This window comes from Pedobacter sp. AC402, assembly GCF_979252805.1.
On record NZ_CEEDAI010000009.1, the window covers coordinates 1,194,584 to 1,213,517 of the forward strand.

Here is an 18,934-nt window from a genome sequence, read left to right on the forward strand (position 1 = left end):
TTCAAATCCATGATGTTAAATCATAAATTTTCGAGGTGGATTTAGCTTTAATATATTAAAAATCATCCTTTGACTAGCTAAAGCTCAAAGCAATTATAAATACTTCTTCAATACTCTAATGTCTTTCTACGAACTTTAAAGCGATTTTGAGGAACGTCTAAAAAACGAACCTTATTTAATCTTTAAAATAACTTGAAACTTTTATCAATTCCTGCAAATCAGGCAAGAAAAAGTTCTAAGTCAAAAGCAATTTCAATCCCTGGCGTTTTGTTTCTTTGAACGAACAAAAAAGACAAATAAAACAATCAGGTAGGGAATGCAAAACAGAACGCCTGGCCAAGGCTCATCCCACATTGCAAAAAATAAAAGCAATACAAGCATACAAGGAAGCAGGAAAAAGCTAAGTGCTTGGTATAGGATATTAGTCCTAACCTGCTGTTTCCTATTCAGCAAAATACTAAAGCTTACCAGAAAGAAACAAAGATTGATACCGATAGCGATACCATAAGGTAGATTTTTGAAGTCTGAATCTGCATTCCCAATCAAACCGGTAGATTGCAAAATGAAAACTCCCACCAAGCTAAAAACACAAGATATTATAAAGCAATAAATAATTATTTTAAGAAATTTCATAAATTAAAGATCAATTTTAATTCGACATGAAGCTAGTAAAACATATATACTGCCGAATTATGCGTTCGGCTATTTTACCATAGCACACGTATTATCCAATTTTGCCAAGGCAATGAATATACCATCCTAATTATTTGTGCAAATCAAATATTCAAATTTAAACACATATTACTGATCACATTTCAAACATTAAACCTGATAACAACCGCGCAATTAGAAAGGTTAAGTTTACTGGATAAATATTTTCACGCCTGGGCGCACAAAAACGAAAGCGATTGTGGCAATGTAATAAGCAATTATGAAATAGTATATTCTTGAAAATGGGATTATATAGGGATACCTGGATAAACCATAGTCAACTGACCCCATCTCACCAATAACAAATAACACAACACACTATCTTCAAATCACTTACAAATAATTAAAAGTTGTTGTACTGGTGTCAACTAAATTGGTTTGTTCAGACAAGCTATAGCAGGACGAGACACTTTCAGATTCCCGACGCTAATTATCCCAAAGACTGGCTTAATACTGATAACTTTGCATGTAAAAAACTCGGTGACAAACTATTTCTTGATCATAAATTATTAGGAATCAAAGTCAGGTCAGCAGTCAACCAGTCGGAATTTAATGTTTTATTGGACCCATTGTTTCCTGGATACCACGATTTGATTAAGGTTGCTAGTGTAATTAAAATTCCAGTAAACCAAAGATTAATCTAATTGTGCAGAGATCATCTACCGCCACGGGGGAAAGATTGGTGTAGAAAGCCAGATTGGCCAGGGCAGCAAATTTTGGTTTAGCATTCCCTTATAAAATCATTACATAAGCGAAGTGGACGTTAATGAAAATTAGTTGCTGCATAAAAATTCGCCATCGCTTTGCGCTGTTAATATCGTTCGATATTCCGCAGATTAACGCTACCTGATTAAAACTCCATCAGAAGATGGGCTTTGTTTTGTTTGAGGGTGCATTGTTTGAGTTTAGTAGCGCATTTTAGAGTATTTTGCATAATTCACTAATAAACCCTACTGTTTCATTGCAATGTGGCTACCATATGACCGCCAATTTATTCCTAAGTGAATAACCCTTTAGGCTTTGGCTTTATATTTTGCATAAACAAATCTCCATATTCCCCAACATATACAGTATATTGCCCGGCTTTTAATCCCCATAAAAACCGCTTAATAAATGCGTACCGCAAAGTTTGTCGCTTTCATAAAAGGAACTGTTTCCATTGAACAACATGAGCTTGATCTTGTACTATCGCGTTGCAGGTTTAAATCGATAGCCAAAGGGAAGCTCGTACTGAAAACCGGCCAAATTGCCAACCAATACTTCTTTATTTTAAAGGGAGGTTTACGGTTTTATTATGATTTTAACAACAAGGAAAATACAACCTGGGTATGTTTTCAAAATGAATTCTTCACTGAAATTTCCAGTTTGAATCCGCAAAAACCCACCAGGTTTAACATTCAGGCAATAGAAGAAACGGAACTGCTGATTATCGACAAAAAGGATATGGATTTTCTATATGCGCACATTCCCAGCTGGGAAGAATTCGGGCGGAAAGTATGGGAAGCCACAGCGGCGAGGATGGTAGACCAACTTCTTAACTTTCAAACCATGTCTGCCGAAGAGCGTTATGCCGGATTCTTAGAGATGCCCGAATTGTTGAAGAAAATCCCCGTGAAACACCTGGCGTCCATTCTGGGGATCACCCCCAATGCCTTAAGCAGAATCAGGGCAAAAATCAGATAAAACATTTACTACCAATTGGTAGTTTTACCAACCTGTGGTCATGTTAACTTTGAAATCACAAAAAACATGACAAGATGCAACAAAATTCAATAGCAAATGATATTTCTTATACTGACGAAAAGTTAATTGAAGACTTTCCAGGTTTTACCAACGGCTATGCAAAGGTAAATGGAGTTAAACTTCACTACGTTGAGGGAGGTTCGGGAGAACCCTTAATATGCTTACCCGGCTGGCCACAAACCTGGTATTCTTATCGCCCAATTGCGCTTGAACTTGCTAAAACGCATCGGGTAATTATAGTGGATATCAGAGGAATGGGCACATCAGAGAAACCTGAATCCGGCTTTGATAAAAAGAATATGGCGCCAGGTATCTTGTGGAGCTTAAAAAAATACTCAACCTTGAGCAGGTGAACATTATCGGCCATGATATTGGTGGCATGGTTGCCATGAGTTTGGCCTTCAACTCCCCTCAGTATGTAAAAAAACTGATCGTTGCAGATGGCATGCACCCCAATGAAGGCATGATGCATATGGCACTCCTACCAACCTCTGGTACCTTTGGAAGAAAAAATGGATGCCAATTTACCTTATGCTTGGTGGATGGGTTTTAACCAGGTAAAAGGCCTCCCTGAACTGATTCTAGAAGGTCGATTTAGGCACCTTATAGATTGGCTTTTCCGTTATGTGATGATTGATGAATCGCAGATGAGCGAAAAAGAGCGTGCAATTTATGCTGCTGCCTACAACGATAAAGAAAGTATCCGGGCATCCAATGCATGGTATCAAACTTTTATTACCGATATCGAAGATGCAAAATCATACCAACCCTTAGTAATGCCTGTACTTGGTATTGGAAGTTATGTAAGCTATAACTACATGAAGATGGCTTTGCCCTATGTTTGTAAAAACCTTGAGATGGCCGGAATGACCGAAAGCGGGCACTATTTATTTGAGGAATGCCCCGAAGCTGTTATAGCAACAGTAAACGAATTTTTAAAAAAATAACCTACCTTAAAAAGAAATGAAAAAAACAATTTTAGTTGCAGGAGCAACAGGCAATTTGGGATCGATGATTTGCATGGCCCTAGTTAAACGTGGCGCAGTAGTAAAAGCCCTTGTACGGCCGGAAAGTGATGCTGAAAAAATTGCTCTCCTGGTTAAAAATGGAATTGAGCCAATTACGGCCCAATACAACGATCATACAAGTTTGGCAAATGCGTGCGAGGGAGTAGATTGCGTAGTTTCTGCATTGGCAGGCTTAGAAGAGGTAATTGTTGATCACCAAAGTGCCTTGCTGGATGCCGCCCTTAAATGTGGCGTAAAAAGATTTATTCCATCTGATTTCTGCACCGATTATAATCCATTGGTACAAGGAGAAAATAGAAATTTCGATCTTCGCAGAAAGTTTAGAGCATATTTAGATGGCACAACCATACAGGCAACATCAATTTTTAACGGTGCATTTGCCGATATTCTTAAATACAATACCCCTATGCTTGATTTAAAAAACAAAACAATTGGTTACTGGGGCGAAAAGGCAGATTGGCAACTTGATTTCACTACTATGGAAAATACGGCAGACTTTACTGCTGAAGCTGCTCTTAAAGATGAAACTCCGCGTAACCTCCACATTGCCAGCTTTCAGGTTAGTCCAAATATGTTAGCGCAAATTGTTAACTCTATCAACAACGAACATTTTACTGTCCACAAAATTAGCGACCTTGATCAGTTTGCGAAGTTTATAAAGCAACAGCGGGCAGATAATCCTGCTGGAGAAATGGAATTGTACGCCAAATGGCAACAGGCACAATACATGTATTCGATGTTCACCACTCAACACCAAACCCTGGATAATGAGATTTTTGGGCAAACAGCATGGACAACTGCAGCAGATTACCTAAGCCTTTTTATTAAGAAAGCCAATTAGCGTCATTATAACCACCGCAAATTTTTGTGTGATTTACCGTAATAATAAAGTATAGTTGGATTTTTAAACAGCATTATTGAGCCATATATGCTTGAATCTGTTATGATTTGATTCTGGTTGTAGCAAGAAAAATTAAGTTTAGCATTTTAACCACAGATGGACACAGATAAACACGGATCTTTAAAAAGGTGTGCGTCCTTTTCATCTGTGGTTAAATTATATTTCCTCATGACCAGAGCTTAACTTAATGCCATTGGATACATACGATTTGAACCATAAATTACAAAAAGTACTGGGCATCTTTAGCTTTCCTCCTTACCGCGAACGGTATTATGCAAGTATATTTCTTGTTGTGGAAAAGGGATTTTTATCGCGTTCGCTTTAAACTTTTCGTTAATAGCGGTTACAATATCACTTTTAATTAGGGCTGCCTCCTTAAAATCCCTTACCCAAAAATATATTTTCATATCAATTGAACTTTCGCTAAAAGAATCGTAAAGCACCGCATATGAAGGCTTTTTCAAAATGCGTTGCTCCTCTTCTAAAATTTGACTTACAAGCGTTTTTACAACCGGTAAATCAGAATCATAATCTATGCCTAAAGGAATAAAAACACGTCTTTTGTTTCCGGCCAGCGACCAGTTAATTAAATGCGAACTCAACAGATCCCCATTCGGCATCACCACATCCGCCCCATCCCAGGTGGTTATTACACTGCTTCTAAAACCAACCGATTTCATTGTTCCGGCCTGCCCGCCAATATCTACCACATCGCCAACATTAACGGGCTTTTCAAATGCGATAATTAAACCACTTACCAGGTTGTTAACAATGTTCTGTAACCCAAATCCTATCCCTACGCCTAGTGCTCCAATTACTATTGTAATTCGATCAAGGGGTATCCCCACGGCTGCAATGGCAAGAAAAAGCCCAACGCTTAATATAACTATGCGAATTAAAAGCAACCAGCTCCCTATCCCTTGCATTACGTTCTTTTTTCCCTGTTTATCGTGAACGAGGTGCTTATCCGACGCAAAGAAAGATACCACTTGCGAGGTTACAACGGATACACCCATGATAAAGAAAAATAACAAAAGACCATTGATAGTAAAGGTATATTCACCCAAGGTTCTTTCTATAGCAAAAAAGTCTTGAACTGGGTTTACCACAGATTCAAAACCTGCAAAATTTCGTCCAAGCAGTAATATCCATCCAAAAACAAGGAGAAAATAAAAAGACATTGGTACCTTTTTACCAACCTTATCGAAGTTGAGGTAGAAAAGTTTCTTATCCTGCTCCTTATATACACTAAATGCAAGAAAAAGACCTTCATTAATCAGGCGAACAGTCCACAAAAACAAAATGGCAATAACAACATTTAAAAAACCACCGATAAAAAGCGTTTTGGCAAGATTGTACCTGCCAAATATGTTTGCCAGGGTAGAGCCGAATTCTAACAACACCATTAAACCAATTGCCAAAACGATTAATTTCTCACGGAGTTCCTGCTTCTTTCCAGTAATCATAATCACTGCACCTGCAACCGAACCTACTGTAGAAATGATCAGCACCAACCATCTTTCAGGTCTTGAAGCCTGAAGAATAAGATTATCTAAAGCCGCAACCAAGAAAAACACCACCATCAATAGCCAGGTGCGCATCCAATACCGAGTAATAAATGCACTGAACATCACTGTTAAACATAAACAAGATAGGGTCCAGATAATCACATTTAAAACAAATGGAGGAGAAATGAACATAAATTGCGATACATTTAAAACCAATAATATAGCCGAAAGCAGCGGGTAACGAAGTACCAGCTTACCTTCAAAATTATCAGTTAAAAGATCTTGTTCTTTATAAATTGATTTCAGGGAGCGGATATACAGAAATGAGCATAATATCAGCAATAGAACAACAAATAATTTCCCTACGTTATTTTCAAGGTAAAAAATGAGTGTCAGCATTCCCTTTGCCTCTGCCTGGTGAAGAATTTCTTTAAAAGGCCTGCTGTAAACGGCCGAATCCCAAATATTGGCAAATTCTCTCTTAAAAGAATTCCTAGCCATATCCTGCTGGTAAGCAGATATTTCTTCCTGATTGATTTGCAGGTTAAATACCAATAGGTTTGTTCTGTTTAAAAGAGCTGTTGTGCGCAAAAGATCTTGCTTTAACAGGCTGTCAATAGGATGATATTGGTAAGCCACTACTTTGATCTGTCCGATGTACCTGGTTAGGACTGCAGAATCATTAGAAAATTTGAAAAGTGCAGGAATGCTTAATAATGAGTCTAACTTGTACCTGAAGGTATTAAGCTGCTCTTGATGTACATCCAGAATCAGTTTAATAGCGGCGGCTTTAACCTGTAGCTCGGTTAAGATTTTAGAAGTCGCGGTCAGGTTTCTGAAGGTCTGCGCGCTTCCCGTATTAATGATTACCCCATCAATTGCTGTTTTAAAATCTTTATCAATGCCATCTAACCGCGATTTTGTAACCAAATTATCCGGAGACTTTTTAAGGAACATTTTTGCCTTTTGCAGGTTTCGTTTAACCTCTTCAAAAATTTTGTTTTGCGCCAGCAGGGCCTTATCAGACTCAAATTCTTTTGCGCTCGAACTTGCTGATTGCTTTGCGAATCGCTGCATTTTTTCTACAAATCCAATCCTCGCAGTATCACTATGCACAGTGTCTTTTACCTGAGATTTACTTTGTGCCAGCAAAACAATTGGCAATAAGAGTAATATCAGTTGGATTGAAAAGGGTCGAAAGAATATGCTAATATTCACCATGGAGCTTTAGTAAAACAAAAAATTACCTCAAGTTAGAAAAAAAGGTGGGATTTATTGGCACAATGGCGTAGTTCTGAAATTATAAGCAGAATAAGTACATTCGGGTGAAGCTATTTTGAAACCAATTTGAAAGTTTTATTTTTGAAGCTTCTCCTTAAGCACTTCTATGATGGATAATTTTCAGGCACTGTTCAATCCTTACCGTTTCTTTGCTTTATTAACAACAAAGGCATTTATTATTGCCATTATAATAATGACAAGGATATTTCTTTGCCAGTTAATTTCGGAGGATATAAAGTAATCGATAAGGAAAAGAACTATCCCACCTATAATAGGAGGTAGTATAATTAAGGGTAATCTATTCATATATATTTGAAGAAATACTACTGATAATGGTAGTTGGCGCCATACCAAACTTTTTCTTAAAAGAATGAGAAAAGTGCGACAAGCTTTCGAAACCTAAATCAAGATAAATGGATGAAGGCTTTTGATGTTTGGTTTCAATAAGGTGTTTGGCTTCATTAAGCCGTTTATCCTGCAACCAATGCCTTGGCGGTGCGCCGAATGTTTTCAGGAAATCGCGTTTAAAACCTGCGAGGCTGCGGCCGGTGAGTTGTGCAAATCTTTCAATGGGCACGTTAAAATGATAATTACTCAGCATAAACTTTTCCAGGTCGATTTTATACGGTTCAGAAAAATCGAACAGAAAGTTGCGCAGGGTTGGAAGGGCCAATAACAACAATTTAATACCCTCTTTCACTTTCAGAATCCCCATTTCATCAGTCATGCTGTCGCCCGAACTACGTGCATAAGGCACAATAGATTGAAAATAGCCCTGCAAGAATTCATTTGTAGGAATCAGGATATTGGGCGGACCTATATATTTATGGTCTGCTTCTAACTTTTCTTCAAGCACAATTTTGCGCAAAAGATTTTCTTGCAGGGATATCACAATGGTTTCATAGTTTCCACCGGGCAGCGGCGTTTTAGTAAGCGTACCCAACTGGTTTTTACCAATCAGCCAGCACCTCTCCTCCCCTTATTGAGATATTCTGACCGGAGGTTTCCAAAATCAGCTGACCAGAAACCTGTAACACCAGGGTATGGTGATTCCAGAAGCATACTTTCTCCTTACGCTCTGTAGAGAGGTAGGAATAGAAGATTACGCCGGGGAGGATTTCTGCTGGACTGTTCATTTAGCGTTGTAAATAAGTGCCACCATGTATTGCACCTATTGCAAAAGTAGTATTTAAAGTGTTCATTTCTTCAGGTGTAAATGCAATATCCATGGCTTTAATATTTTCAGGCAATCGCGATCTACGGCTCATGCTCACCAAAGGCATAATGTTATTTCCCTGCTCTTTAACCCAGGCAATGGCCAACTGTGTTGGCGTACAGCCTTTATTATGGGCCAGTTGCTTTAACACTTCTACTTTTTGGAGGTTATGTACCAGGTTATCACCCTGAAAACGAGTGAAGTGGCTATGGTAATCATTTTCGGCAAGTGGAGCTTTCATCTCTCCGGTTAACAAACTTTCGGCAGTATTGGCAAAGGCCACTACGGCAATGCCCAACTCGGCAGCTGCGGGTAAAAGATCGGTTTCTATTTGCCGGTCGGCAAGCGAATAACCAATTTCCAGGGCACTTATTGGGTGGATGCTGTTGGCCTGGCGAAGTTGATCAGCATTAATCTCGGATACACCAATATGGCGCACTTTACCTTCTTTAACCAAATCGGCTACGGTGCCAATTATGTCTTCTACCGGTACGCTTCCATCCATCCGGCTGGGCTGGTAAAGATCAATAGTTTCGATACCTAAACGGGTAAGCGAGTAATTGATAAAGTTTTTAATGGCAATCGGTCTGAGATCCAAGCCCAGCCACTGGCCATTGTGAAAGATGGCACCAAATTTTACACTGATAAAGGCATCGTTCCGCCTGTCTTTAATGGCTTTGCCGATAAGCATTTCGTTGTGGCCGGCACCATAAAAATCTCCGGTGTTGATAAAATTAATGCCACTATCCAAAGCTTCGTGGATGGTAGCAATACTTTCCGTTTCATTAGGTGTTGGCCCGCCCCAGATAGACGACATGCGCATACAACCCAAACCAAGTTTAGATACGAAGGGACCATTTTGGCCCAATTGAATTTTTGTGATGTTGTTCATAATACAAAGATCAACAATCAGCAGAGTGGGAACTTTCTTCTACAGCTCAAATATTTTGCTTGTATGGCTCAATTGTCTAGATTCATTGTAATACCTAGGGGTAAGATAGACAAATTGGTTGTGGTCTGATACGTTCTCTTAATCTCTAAACTTAAATTTAACTTATTATGTATCATTATGAATGCAATACTTACCGAAGCACCGAATCTTCTTTATTTTTTAGAAATTGCAATTTTTTACCACAAATCAGATGATCACTAACCCAAATATTGAGCTGGCCACCAAGCCACATTACCCCATATTAGATGGCCTGCGTGGCATTGCAGCCATTATTGTAGTTACCTTTCACCTCACCGAGCCATTAGGTACCGGGCACCTCGATATATTGGTTAATCATGGTTACCTCGCTGTAGATTTTTTCTTCCTGTTATCGGGTTTTGTGATGGGCTATGCCTACGACGACAGGTGGCAGAAAATGAGTTTAGGCAATTTTTTTAAACGCCGCATAATCCGTTTGCAACCAATGGTAATTTTAGGGATGACACTCGGTGCCATCGGGTTTTACTATACAGATTCTACCATTTGGCCCCTTATTCATACCATCCCATTATGGAAGATGCTGCTCGTGCTGTTAATCGGTTATACCATCCTGCCTGTGCCTTTATCGCTCGATATTCGTGGATGGGAAGAAATGCATCCTTTAAACAGTGTGGGCTGGTCGTTATTTTTCGAATATATTGCCAACATTTTGTATGCGGTGTGGATCAGGAAATTTTCTAAAACGGCATTAACAATATTGGTGGTTATTGCTGGAATAGCATTGGCACAGCTCGCCATTTCTAACGGCGATGTTAGTGGTGGCTGGACGTTGAATGTAGAACAGGTACGTATTGGCTTTACCCGCACCATGTATCCTTTTTTTGCCGGCCTGCTCCTATCGCGCATTGCGAAACCCACCCAAATTAAAAATGCTTTTTTATGGTGCAGCCTTTTAGTGGCCCTTGTACTTTATATGCCACGTATTGGCGGTGCCGATCACCTGTGGATGAACGGGGTTTATGAATCCATTTGCATCATCATCGTTTTCCCGCTTATTGTATACATCGGTGCCAGCGGACTGCTGCAAACACAAAGGGAACGTAAAATATGTAAATTTTTAGGCGATATTTCTTACCCGCTTTACCTGGTACATTATCCATTGGTTTATTTTTACGTGGCCTGGATCAGCAACCATAAAGGCGTTACACTTGCGCAGGCCTGGCCATATGCCCTGCTTATTTTGGTTGGGGGTATTGCCTTAGCTTATGCAGCATTAAAATGGTATGATGAACCTGTTCGCAAATGGCTGCAAAAAAAGCTGGCTTAATTACAGTAATCCATTTATACCCCTGCCTGTAGGGTTTTTATTGAAAAAGGCGTCCATTATGCTCTTTACATATGGCCACCTTTTGTGTTTACTCTAAAAAGCCATCCAAATAAGCCAGTATTGTTTTGGTTTGCATCATCAGGCTTACATGGCCCTGCGCCGGCACAATGGCCAGTTGTGCTTTTGGCATTGCACCCATATCGGCAAATTTATCACCACCCAACAAACGGTAGGTTTTAATTAATTCAATTTTATCAAGGCCATCATTATCACCCGCAATGATGAGTACGGGCGAGGTAATTTTAGCAAGCTTTTCGTCGCCCATATCGAAGGGCACATTGGCATACGCAATCATTTGCGTTAAAAAATTTGTCCATTTCGTTTTGTCGGGTGCTACCGCATCATAAGCAGTTTTCATTGGTGTGTTTGATAACATCTCCGGTTTAAGCCCTTTAAATGCATTGTTTACTTCGGGCAGCCAACCAGTGCTTTTATAGGTAGATGATATGATAACCAGTTTATTTACACGCTTTGCACTTTGTGTAGCAAACTGATAAGCAATGGTTCCGCCCATGCTATAGCCAACAACATCAGCACTATCCACTTTCAAGTAATTCAATACCGCTTCAACATCGCTGGCCAGGGTAACCTGATTTAATTTACGGTCTGAATATGGTGTGTGCCCATGGCCCTGCATTTCTATCGCAATTACTTTCCTGGTTTTGGCTAATTCGGGTATAAGTTCGCCCCAGTTGGTGGCAATCGTCATAAACGCGCCATGCAACAATACCAGCGGTTTACCTGCTCCGTAAACTTCGTAATAAACCTTTAAGCCGTTTGCCGGCGCATAACCGCTTAAGGCGGGTTTTAACTGTTGCCCTTTTGATTGAAGTGTGGTTAACATTACCATGGCCATTAACAATATTAATTTAAATGTATTCCCTGTTTTGAATAAGTTTTTCATAAGGCTATTAAAATTTGGTATGAAATTATTTACAATACAAAGATGGCGCACATTTATTGATCCGGTGAGCGGTATAAACGACAACATTAGATGTGAATTGCGTCATTATTTGAACAGAACAGCCTAAGATTAAGTTGCAGGAGATCAGAATTGCACATATTTAGCCGCCGCAAAGTTGCAGGAGACCAAAATCGCGTAATATTGGGCGTTACATTCTTGCAGGAGATCAAAATCGCGCATAATTAGCAGCTGCAAAGTTGCAGGAGACTAAAATCGCGTAATATTGGGCATTACATTCTTGCAGGAGGCTAAAATCGCGCATTTTTAACAGCCGCAAAGTTGCAGGAGATTAAAATCGCGCATATTTAACAGCCGCAAAGTTGCAGAGAACAAGAATCGCGTAATTGTAAGAACTCGCGAACCAACCAGATCGTTATTTTGCAAAACATCAACTGAACATTCTCCACCTACCCTTAACATTTAGGAAAAAGTATTTCGTCCACGAATTATTTCATTAATGTATTATTATACTTACCATAAAATAATATTAATTTTTACATAACAGTAATAATTATCACACTAATAGCGTTTAAAGTTGAGTTTATCAAATAATTGATATACGCAAACGCCGTCTATTTAAACCATCTATTATGAAAAGCTTACACAAATTACAAGTACAAAGATTGTCGCACCTGGAAATGGGCCAACTCGTAAAACGCAACATTGCAGACCTCGACCTTGCTAAAACAGATTTTAAGGCCGATGCCAATTTAAAAACCTACACCGAAAAATTGCAGGCAGCTGTTGAGGCCTTCGATCTGGCTATTATTCAGATTAAAAAACAGGAAGAAACAGATACACTTATTGCCCTGGATACGGAGCGCGACAAGGCCTTTAACATTTTGAAAAGACAGATTCAGGTTTTCGAACTGTCGGATATTAAAGCCGAATCTGATGCATATCACTCGTTGGAGATTTTGTTACGCAATTACAAAGATTTGCCTCGTCTTAACTATGAAGCTGAAAGCAATGCCATTGTGAAATTGTTAAGTCATTTTAACGAAGCGAAATACGCCGAACACGCCAAAACATTGGATTTGCTTAAATACCTGGAACGCTTAAAAAACGCGAACGAAATATTTAATGCCACTTTTACGCAGAGAAGTTCAACCACTGCGGCAACAGTTGTTTATGATGCAAAAGCAATCCGTAAAACCATTAACGACCACTACAGGGCATTTTGTACTTACGTGCTGGCACTGGCCGATGCCACAGATAGTGCCTATTATAATAATATCCTGAACACCATTAACCAAGCACGCAAATCTTATTTTAACCTTACGGCCAAGCGAAATGCTAAACCTGATGTTGACCTGGTTTAGCTGATTCCTTTTTAGCAGCAATTGCTAAACCGCTAAACAAAAATCGTCATTGCGAGAAAGCATTTTAAACCGAGCTCCTGCAATGACGATTTTAACATATTTAACCGGGTAACGATAACCCATAGATGCATTTGTTTTATTATTTTAATTGTGTTTGCACCAACTGAAAACTACTTAAATAGAAGCGAATAATTACCTAAAAATCACGCCCGCCACCTATGGTTACACGGCTTTACTTCACCGTCCAATAAGGCGAATCAGTTCTGGCGGTTAAAAGATAATCCTCAATTTTTTTTACCACATCAGGATGCGCCGCAGCAACATCATTAGTTTCGCCAATGTCTGTTTTAATGTCGTAAAGTTCCAGCTTATGGTGTCTTTTTACTGCTTTCCATCGGCCGTACCGTACACCCTGTTCAAAGCCCAGCTCGAAAAACTCCCAATATAAAAACCGGTCAGTTTTAACTTTTGCTCCCTTCATTATCGGATAGATACTGGTGCCATCTGTACGGAATCCGGAGGTTTTACCGGCAATTTCTCCAAACGTTGGCATAATATCAGGAAAATATCCAGGCACATCGCTTGTTTTCGGGGCGTTTTTAATAAACGGTGCCCAGGCAATAAACGGGATTCTGATTCCTCCATCATACATATCCCTTTTGTAGCCTTTAAGCTTACCGTTCGAATCAAAAAATTCTGATACCGCTTTGAGCTGGCTCGTTGGCTCCGATCTTGGCCCGTTATCGGATGCAAAGAACACGATTGTATTCTCCGACAATCCGCTTTTTACCAGGTAATCTTTTATTTTTCCTACCGATTGATCTAAATAATACACCATTGCGGCATAGGTTTTCATATCTTCCGGCCAATTTTTATTCTTGTAAATGGCCTGGTCTGGCACATCAAGCGGTGAATGCGGATTGTTGAAGTTCAGCATTAAAAAGAAAGGCTTTTTATTGTTTTTCTGCGTTTGCAGATAGGTCAATGCTTCATCCGTACACATATTGGTTTCATAGTATCCTTTTTTTGCATCGGCATTTGGTGCCACGTTTACAAGTTTTCCGTTGATGTAACGGTGATCGGGCCAATAGGTGCTGGCATAGGTGGAAGGAATATTAATCAGCCAGCCCGAAAATTGATCAAAGCCCCTTTGTAAAGGTGTAGCAAGCGAATCGTAACCATCTACATGCCATTTTCCAACCAGCGAAGTTTCATATCCGGCATCCTGCATCAGGTTTCCTATGGTATAATCATCTTTGGTAAGGTTGGCGCGGTAAACTACATTTTTACCTTTCTTACCTGCAATTCCGCCTTGCTCGGTTGCATTGCCCCTAATGGTGGCATGCCCGGTGTTAAGCCCGGTAAGTATTGATCCGCGAGAGGGCGAGCATACCGGTGCCCCGGCATAAAAATCGGTAAAACGCGTGCCTTCATTGGCCAGCTTATCAATATTAGGGGTCAGGATCTGCTTCTGCCCGTACACGCCAACATCGCCATAACCCAGGTCGTCGGCCAAAATAAAAACAATGTTAGGTTTTTGCTCCGCCTTTCGCTGGGCAAAAACTGCTCCGCTGTAAAGCAGCGAAAAGCCTATGATGATTAAACTTCTTATGGTCATTTTATTAAAATCAACACTTGTAATTCTCATAATATACTAGTTATAACCCGGGTTTTGAATATATAGGCCAGGTGCTGTCTGAATTTCTGCCGCAGGTACCGGATAAATTACATAATTGGGTACAATTTCATTAATTTTAGCAATCCCATCGGCCACCCTCCAGGCATTCATCTGTGTAACGGCAAGTCCTTCGCGCACAAGATCGTTCCAACGGAGGCCTTCGCCCAAAAATTCTCTCTGCCGCTCCTGCATTAAAGTCTGTATGGTTACATTAGTTAATGCACCTACACCTGCCCTGTCCCTAACTTTATTAACCGCTGCATCAACATCGCTCTGCGTGCCTGCCGCTCCATGCAAAATACATTCGGCTTTCATAAGCAAAATATCGGTATAACGCAGTACGATAAAGTTAACAGACCAATCTTTGCCAGACAAGCCTTTTTTGGCTACATCGATATATTTTTTAATAAAAGGCCCCGCAGTATAGGTTGTGGCTACGTTAAATGGGTACCGCGTATCTGTTCCGCTAACCGTATTGGTGGTGTAAGCAGTAACAAGACTTTTGGCCACCGGAAAGGTACTGGCACCATAACCATTTCCAAAGCTGTTGGATATTCCGTTGCCCGTCCAATACGCTACAGGTACCAGATGTGAAGGAAAACCAGCTCCGTTTAAACTGGATGCAAACTGCACATCGAACACCACTTCACTGTTGTTTTCGTTGGTATACGAAAAGATGGAAGCATAATTAGCGGCAAAACTATAAGGGCTGCCGGTAAGTACCGCATCAAACAGGGCCGCAGCCTTATCATATTCGTTGCTGTTAAGGCCAGGTCCGTTTATACCATAAGTGGGGCCCGATTTGGTTAAATAAACCAAGCCCAATAAGCCTTTTGCAGCATACGAGGTTGGCCTTCCAAGGTCGGCACCTGTAAAGGTGGCCGGCAGGTTGGCCGCAGCATATTGCAGGTCCGATTCAATCAGCGCATACACTTCAGCTACCGGGCTTCGGGGAATACTGGTTACTTCTGCAGCACTCTTAACCGTTGCAATTAAGGGCACCTGCCCAAAGGTACGAACCAGGGAAAAGTAGTATAAAGCCCTCAAAAAACGAACTTCAGCTGCATACCTGGTGGCGTTTGCAGGGGTAAGCACGCTTCCTTTGGTTTCTAATGCTGCAAGTACTGTGTTTGCATTGTATATGCCATTGTAATTTGCTTTCCATGCGGTGGCGATGAAGCCTGTTGTGGTAATGCTTGGTGTAAAATTATTAATCCCATCCCAATCGCGGTTACCATCAGATGTGGCATTTAAGTTATCGCTCCGCATTTCACCTAACCATAAGGCCTGGCTTGGGTAATTACTCAATTGTGCATACACACCATTTACGGCCTGAAGAAAGTCGTTGTTGTTCGTAAAAAAATTATCGGTGGCTAAACTCGATTCTGGTGTTTGATTTAATTCCTTTTCGCAGCTGCTTAACAACAGTATTGCCGAGAACAGGGTTAAGTATATTTTTGTTTTCATCTTATTTTACTAAAAGCCAATATTTATACCAATTGATGCTGTTTTACTTAATGGTGCCGAACCGTAATCGCCAGATATTGCGTAGCTGGCATCGCCGCTTACATTTGTATTTTGCGCTTCGGGGTTGGCACCACCCTTGTAGTTATCATGACTGAAATAATTTTCTAACGCCACAAATATTCTTGCCGATGAGATGCCCCGTGTTTTAATCAATCCTTTAAGGTTATAACCCAAGGTGATATTTTGTACCCTGAAGAAATCGCTGGAGTATACCCAATCTGAAGTTACATTGGGATAGGTATAAGTTGCACCCAGTTTACCTCTTGGTGCATCTGAATTTGGATTTGCCGCAGTCCAGCGGTCTCTCCATACCCCAAGTACATTAGCTGTAGTACTTCCGGAAAAGTCTATTGCCCTGCCCAGGTACGAAAGTATCGAACCTCCATGCTGGCCATACAGCTGTACGCCAAGATCGAAGTTGCCATATTTGAAATTGTTTGTCCAGCCCCAGGTATACTTCGGAGAAGGCTGGCCGCCCACTACCCTATCGGCAGCACTTATTTTTCCATCTCCGTTGGCATCAACATACTTTGCATCTCCAGCTTTCTGTCCTGATACTTTTGCCACCACCGGATTGGCAACATCAGCAGCAGTTAAAATGCCATCCGTTTTGGTAATGTAATAGCTAAAAGCGGGCAGCCCTTCCCTTAACAGATATGGGGCATTGCTCCCGCTGTAAGCAGAGGCAATTTCAATATCAGCATGTGTAGGGCCAAGATCGGTTACCGTATTTTTGTTAAAGGCAATGTTGGCGTTCATTGTCCAGCTGAAGTTGGCCGTTTTTACGTTTACGGTATTCAACCCAAACTCTAAACCTTTATTTACAACTGCGCCTATATTTTGTAAGCTGCTGCTAAACCCACTTGCAGAGAGTACCGGCAGGTTTAATAATAAATCTGTATTCTTTTTATGATAGGCATCGAAAGTAAAATTGATTCTGTTGGCCAATAAACTGAGGTCTAAACCAAGATCGTAAGTGTTGGATGTTTCCCATTTCAGTGCTTTGTTGGCAAGGCCCGAAACCACCTGCCCGGTGGCTGTTGTTGGCGTATTGCCGCCAAATACATAGTTGGCATTTATCAGTGTGCTTATGGCGTTATAATCGCCGATGTTGTTGTTACCCGATTTACCCCAGCTTAACCTTAATTTTAGTTCGCTGATGGCTTTAACATCTTTAAGAAATGATTCTTCTGAAACTTTCCATCCGGCAGATACCGAAGGAAAGGTACCCCACCTGTTTTCGGTACCGAATTTTGAAGAGGCATCCCTCCTGATGGTACCCGATAACAGGTAGCGGTCTTTAAAAGCATATTGCAACCTGCTGTAGTAAGAAAAAAGCGTACTGTTTGCCGCGGTTGATGTTCCTGTGGTGGTAACACCTGCCGAGTTGGCAATGGCATTACTTAGGGTTTTAATGATATCATTTGCAAAACCACCTGCTGTTGCAAGACTCACGCCCTCGGTATGTACAATATTGTAAGATACCCCTGCAATGGCCGAAATTTTGTGTACACCAGCAATTGTTGTACTATAATTTAGTGTGTTTTCGTTCAGGAAATTTTGTTTTTTGATTACCGCATAAGAACCGGTTGAGTATAAGCCAGGGTTGGTTAATAAAGCCGATGCTGCGCCCACAGTAACCTGATCGGATGTATATTTTGAAGTGTTCCTGTCCAGGTTGTCGTAATTTACACTCGAGCGTAACGACAGGCCTTTTATAATCTGATAATCTCCGTATACGGAAGCAAGCAGTCTGGAAGTTTTCACTTTGTTAATGGCTGTTTCCAGGTAAGCATATGGGCTGATTATCCTTGGGCTGCCCCAGGTGTAGGTGCTGTAACCATAAGCACCGGAATTTAATCCTGCCGTACTTTCTACAACGGGTACCATTTGTAAGGCATTCATCAATTGGTTGTCTTTACCCTCGCCCGGCGGCGCATTGTTAACAGAATAAGATGGCGCGAGATTGATTCCGAACTTAAGTTTTTTACTGGCATTGGCTTCTACATTGGCCCTTAAACCATAGTTTTTAAAATTGGAGTTAATCAGCGTTCCATTTTGGTTGAGTACGTTACCGGAGATAAAGTAGTTTACGTTTTCCGATCCGCCACTTGCCGAAACCTCATAGTTTTGAAAAGGTGCACTGGTAAAAATTGCATCCTGCCAATCTACATAATCAAGCCCCAGGGTGCCCGGGCTGTGCCCACCTCGGATCCGTCATGTAACTGGTGTTTATTGTGCCTGCGGCCAAACCTAAAATAGCAGCTCTTTCTGCATTGCTTTGGCTGGCTGTTCTGCCCGTACCCGATGCTACCCATGCCGCGTTGGCCAGTTCGGTTGCCTGGGCCACCCATTCATCAGCATTGAGCATATCTATTTTTCTGGCAACTGAACTGATACCTGCATTGGCGTTTAAAGTAATTCGGGGTTTACCCGCCACACCTTTTTTGGTGGTAATAATCACAACGCCATTCGCCGCACGCGAACCATAAATGGCCCCGGCAGCAGCATCTTTTAATACCTGTACACTTTCAATATCGTTAGGGTTAAGGTTATCAAGCGGACTGTTGGAGATTCCGCCAGCGGCATTCTGACTGGCTACATCAAGCGGGAAACCATCCAGAACATACAGGGGTTCGTTACCTGCTGTAATAGAACCTGCCCCACGTACCTGAATGCTTAGGCCTGCACCGGGTGTGCTGCTTTGCTGCCTTACCTGCACACCAGCCATTTGGCC

At 40.9% G+C, this 18,934-nt stretch carries 17 protein-coding genes; 7 read left to right on the forward strand and 10 right to left on the reverse strand.

The features are described from left to right. Positions 1–252: 252 nt before the first annotated feature. Positions 253–633 (reverse strand): hypothetical protein, encoded by a 381-nt coding sequence (locus tag AC0IWE_RS16055; RefSeq protein ID WP_471793818.1) that lies wholly within the window; start codon positions 631–633, stop codon positions 253–255. 1,191 nt (positions 634–1,824) lie between these two features. Here AC0IWE_RS16055 and AC0IWE_RS16060 point away from each other — a divergent pair. The 5 genes from AC0IWE_RS16060 to AC0IWE_RS16080 all read left to right on the forward strand — a co-directional run bounded on the left by AC0IWE_RS16060 (position 1,825) and on the right by AC0IWE_RS16080 (position 4,323). Then, complete coding sequence (locus AC0IWE_RS16060; protein WP_471793819.1) at positions 1,825–2,394, forward strand: Crp/Fnr family transcriptional regulator; 570 nt, start codon at positions 1,825–1,827, stop codon at positions 2,392–2,394. A gap of 74 nt (positions 2,395–2,468) precedes the next feature. Beyond that, a complete protein-coding gene (locus AC0IWE_RS16065; RefSeq protein ID WP_471793820.1) occupies positions 2,469–2,807 on the forward strand; it encodes an alpha/beta fold hydrolase in 339 nt (112 codons plus the stop codon). Then, positions 2,804–3,007 (forward strand): alpha/beta fold hydrolase, encoded by a 204-nt coding sequence (locus tag AC0IWE_RS16070; protein WP_471793821.1) that lies wholly within the window; start codon positions 2,804–2,806, stop codon positions 3,005–3,007. Before AC0IWE_RS16065 ends, AC0IWE_RS16070 begins: the two co-directional genes overlap by 4 nt. Next, positions 2,967–3,401 carry a hypothetical protein gene (locus AC0IWE_RS16075; protein ID WP_471793822.1) on the forward strand — a complete coding sequence of 145 codons (435 nt, stop codon included), beginning with the start codon at positions 2,967–2,969 and terminating at the stop codon, positions 3,399–3,401. The genes AC0IWE_RS16070 and AC0IWE_RS16075 overlap by 41 nt, the downstream gene beginning before the upstream one ends. Positions 3,402–3,417: 16 nt before the next feature. Continuing rightward, the gene (locus tag AC0IWE_RS16080) at positions 3,418–4,323 is read left to right on the forward strand and encodes an NmrA family NAD(P)-binding protein (RefSeq protein WP_471793823.1); all 906 of its coding nucleotides are present in this window, start codon (positions 3,418–3,420) and stop codon (positions 4,321–4,323) included. 302 nt (positions 4,324–4,625) lie between these two features. Here AC0IWE_RS16080 and AC0IWE_RS16085 read toward each other — a convergent pair whose 3' ends face one another. The 4 genes from AC0IWE_RS16085 to AC0IWE_RS16100 form a co-directional block, all read right to left on the reverse strand. Beyond that, the gene (locus AC0IWE_RS16085) at positions 4,626–6,968 is read right to left on the reverse strand and encodes a mechanosensitive ion channel family protein (RefSeq protein ID WP_471793824.1); all 2,343 of its coding nucleotides are present in this window, start codon (positions 6,966–6,968) and stop codon (positions 4,626–4,628) included. A gap of 502 nt (positions 6,969–7,470) precedes the next feature. Beyond that, complete coding sequence (locus AC0IWE_RS16090) at positions 7,471–8,115, reverse strand: helix-turn-helix domain-containing protein (protein ID WP_471793825.1); 645 nt, start codon at positions 8,113–8,115, stop codon at positions 7,471–7,473. 7 nt (positions 8,116–8,122) lie between these two features. Next, the gene (locus tag AC0IWE_RS16095) at positions 8,123–8,308 is read right to left on the reverse strand and encodes a hypothetical protein (RefSeq protein ID WP_471793826.1); all 186 of its coding nucleotides are present in this window, start codon (positions 8,306–8,308) and stop codon (positions 8,123–8,125) included. Continuing rightward, positions 8,309–9,280 carry an aldo/keto reductase gene (locus tag AC0IWE_RS16100; protein ID WP_471793827.1) on the reverse strand — a complete coding sequence of 324 codons (972 nt, stop codon included), beginning with the start codon at positions 9,278–9,280 and terminating at the stop codon, positions 8,309–8,311. A 250-nt stretch (positions 9,281–9,530) separates the two neighbouring features. On the opposite strand from AC0IWE_RS16100, the gene AC0IWE_RS16105 reads away from it, so the two are divergent. Then, positions 9,531–10,646, forward strand: a complete 1,116-nt coding sequence (locus tag AC0IWE_RS16105; protein WP_471793828.1) for an acyltransferase family protein — start codon at positions 9,531–9,533, stop codon at positions 10,644–10,646. 88 nt (positions 10,647–10,734) lie between these two features. On the opposite strand, the gene AC0IWE_RS16110 is transcribed toward AC0IWE_RS16105, so the two are convergent. Then, a complete protein-coding gene (locus tag AC0IWE_RS16110; protein ID WP_471793829.1) occupies positions 10,735–11,610 on the reverse strand; it encodes an alpha/beta fold hydrolase in 876 nt (291 codons plus the stop codon). 650 nt (positions 11,611–12,260) lie between these two features. On the opposite strand from AC0IWE_RS16110, the gene AC0IWE_RS16115 reads away from it, so the two are divergent. Continuing rightward, complete coding sequence (locus tag AC0IWE_RS16115) at positions 12,261–12,992, forward strand: DUF6261 family protein (RefSeq protein ID WP_471793830.1); 732 nt, start codon at positions 12,261–12,263, stop codon at positions 12,990–12,992. A 232-nt stretch (positions 12,993–13,224) separates the two neighbouring features. On the opposite strand, the gene AC0IWE_RS16120 is transcribed toward AC0IWE_RS16115, so the two are convergent. Genes AC0IWE_RS16120 through AC0IWE_RS16135 form a run of 4 tightly spaced genes read right to left on the reverse strand, consistent with a single transcriptional unit; the run spans position 13,225 to position 18,928 of the window. Next, positions 13,225–14,640, reverse strand: coding sequence for an arylsulfatase (locus tag AC0IWE_RS16120; protein WP_471793831.1), 1,416 nt, complete (start codon positions 14,638–14,640; stop codon positions 13,225–13,227). A gap of 6 nt (positions 14,641–14,646) precedes the next feature. Then, positions 14,647–16,137 carry a RagB/SusD family nutrient uptake outer membrane protein gene (locus AC0IWE_RS16125; RefSeq protein ID WP_471793832.1) on the reverse strand — a complete coding sequence of 497 codons (1,491 nt, stop codon included), beginning with the start codon at positions 16,135–16,137 and terminating at the stop codon, positions 14,647–14,649. A gap of 9 nt (positions 16,138–16,146) precedes the next feature. After that, positions 16,147–18,411: a SusC/RagA family TonB-linked outer membrane protein gene (locus tag AC0IWE_RS16130; RefSeq protein ID WP_471794050.1), complete on the reverse strand. Its 2,265-nt coding sequence runs from the start codon at positions 18,409–18,411 to the stop codon at positions 16,147–16,149. After that, a complete protein-coding gene (locus AC0IWE_RS16135; RefSeq protein WP_471793833.1) occupies positions 18,374–18,928 on the reverse strand; it encodes a TonB-dependent receptor plug domain-containing protein in 555 nt (184 codons plus the stop codon). Before AC0IWE_RS16135 ends, AC0IWE_RS16130 begins: the two co-directional genes overlap by 38 nt. Between the last annotated feature and the right edge of the window lie 6 nt (positions 18,929–18,934).

Bases quoted from the DNA above. Each gene is read 5' to 3' on its own strand.
- AC0IWE_RS16055 (WP_471793818.1), bottom strand. From the start codon at position 633: ATGAAATTTCTTAAAATAATTATTTATTGCTTTATAATATCTTGTGTT.
- AC0IWE_RS16060 (WP_471793819.1), top strand. From the start codon at position 1,825: ATGCGTACCGCAAAGTTTGTCGCTTTCATAAAAGGAACTGTTTCCATT.
- AC0IWE_RS16065 (WP_471793820.1), top strand. From the start codon at position 2,469: ATGCAACAAAATTCAATAGCAAATGATATTTCTTATACTGACGAAAAG.
- AC0IWE_RS16075 (WP_471793822.1), top strand. From the start codon at position 2,967: ATGGATGCCAATTTACCTTATGCTTGGTGGATGGGTTTTAACCAGGTA.
- AC0IWE_RS16080 (WP_471793823.1), top strand. From the start codon at position 3,418: ATGAAAAAAACAATTTTAGTTGCAGGAGCAACAGGCAATTTGGGATCG.
- AC0IWE_RS16085 (WP_471793824.1), bottom strand. From the start codon at position 6,968: ATGCAGCGATTCGCAAAGCAATCAGCAAGTTCGAGCGCAAAAGAATTT.
- AC0IWE_RS16095 (WP_471793826.1), bottom strand. From the start codon at position 8,308: ATGAACAGTCCAGCAGAAATCCTCCCCGGCGTAATCTTCTATTCCTAC.
- AC0IWE_RS16100 (WP_471793827.1), bottom strand. From the start codon at position 9,280: ATGAACAACATCACAAAAATTCAATTGGGCCAAAATGGTCCCTTCGTA.
- AC0IWE_RS16105 (WP_471793828.1), top strand. From the start codon at position 9,531: ATGATCACTAACCCAAATATTGAGCTGGCCACCAAGCCACATTACCCC.
- AC0IWE_RS16110 (WP_471793829.1), bottom strand. From the start codon at position 11,610: ATGAAAAACTTATTCAAAACAGGGAATACATTTAAATTAATATTGTTA.
- AC0IWE_RS16115 (WP_471793830.1), top strand. From the start codon at position 12,261: ATGAAAAGCTTACACAAATTACAAGTACAAAGATTGTCGCACCTGGAA.
- AC0IWE_RS16120 (WP_471793831.1), bottom strand. From the start codon at position 14,640: ATGAGAATTACAAGTGTTGATTTTAATAAAATGACCATAAGAAGTTTA.
- AC0IWE_RS16125 (WP_471793832.1), bottom strand. From the start codon at position 16,137: ATGAAAACAAAAATATACTTAACCCTGTTCTCGGCAATACTGTTGTTA.
- AC0IWE_RS16135 (WP_471793833.1), bottom strand. From the start codon at position 18,928: ATGGCTGGTGTGCAGGTAAGGCAGCAAAGCAGCACACCCGGTGCAGGC.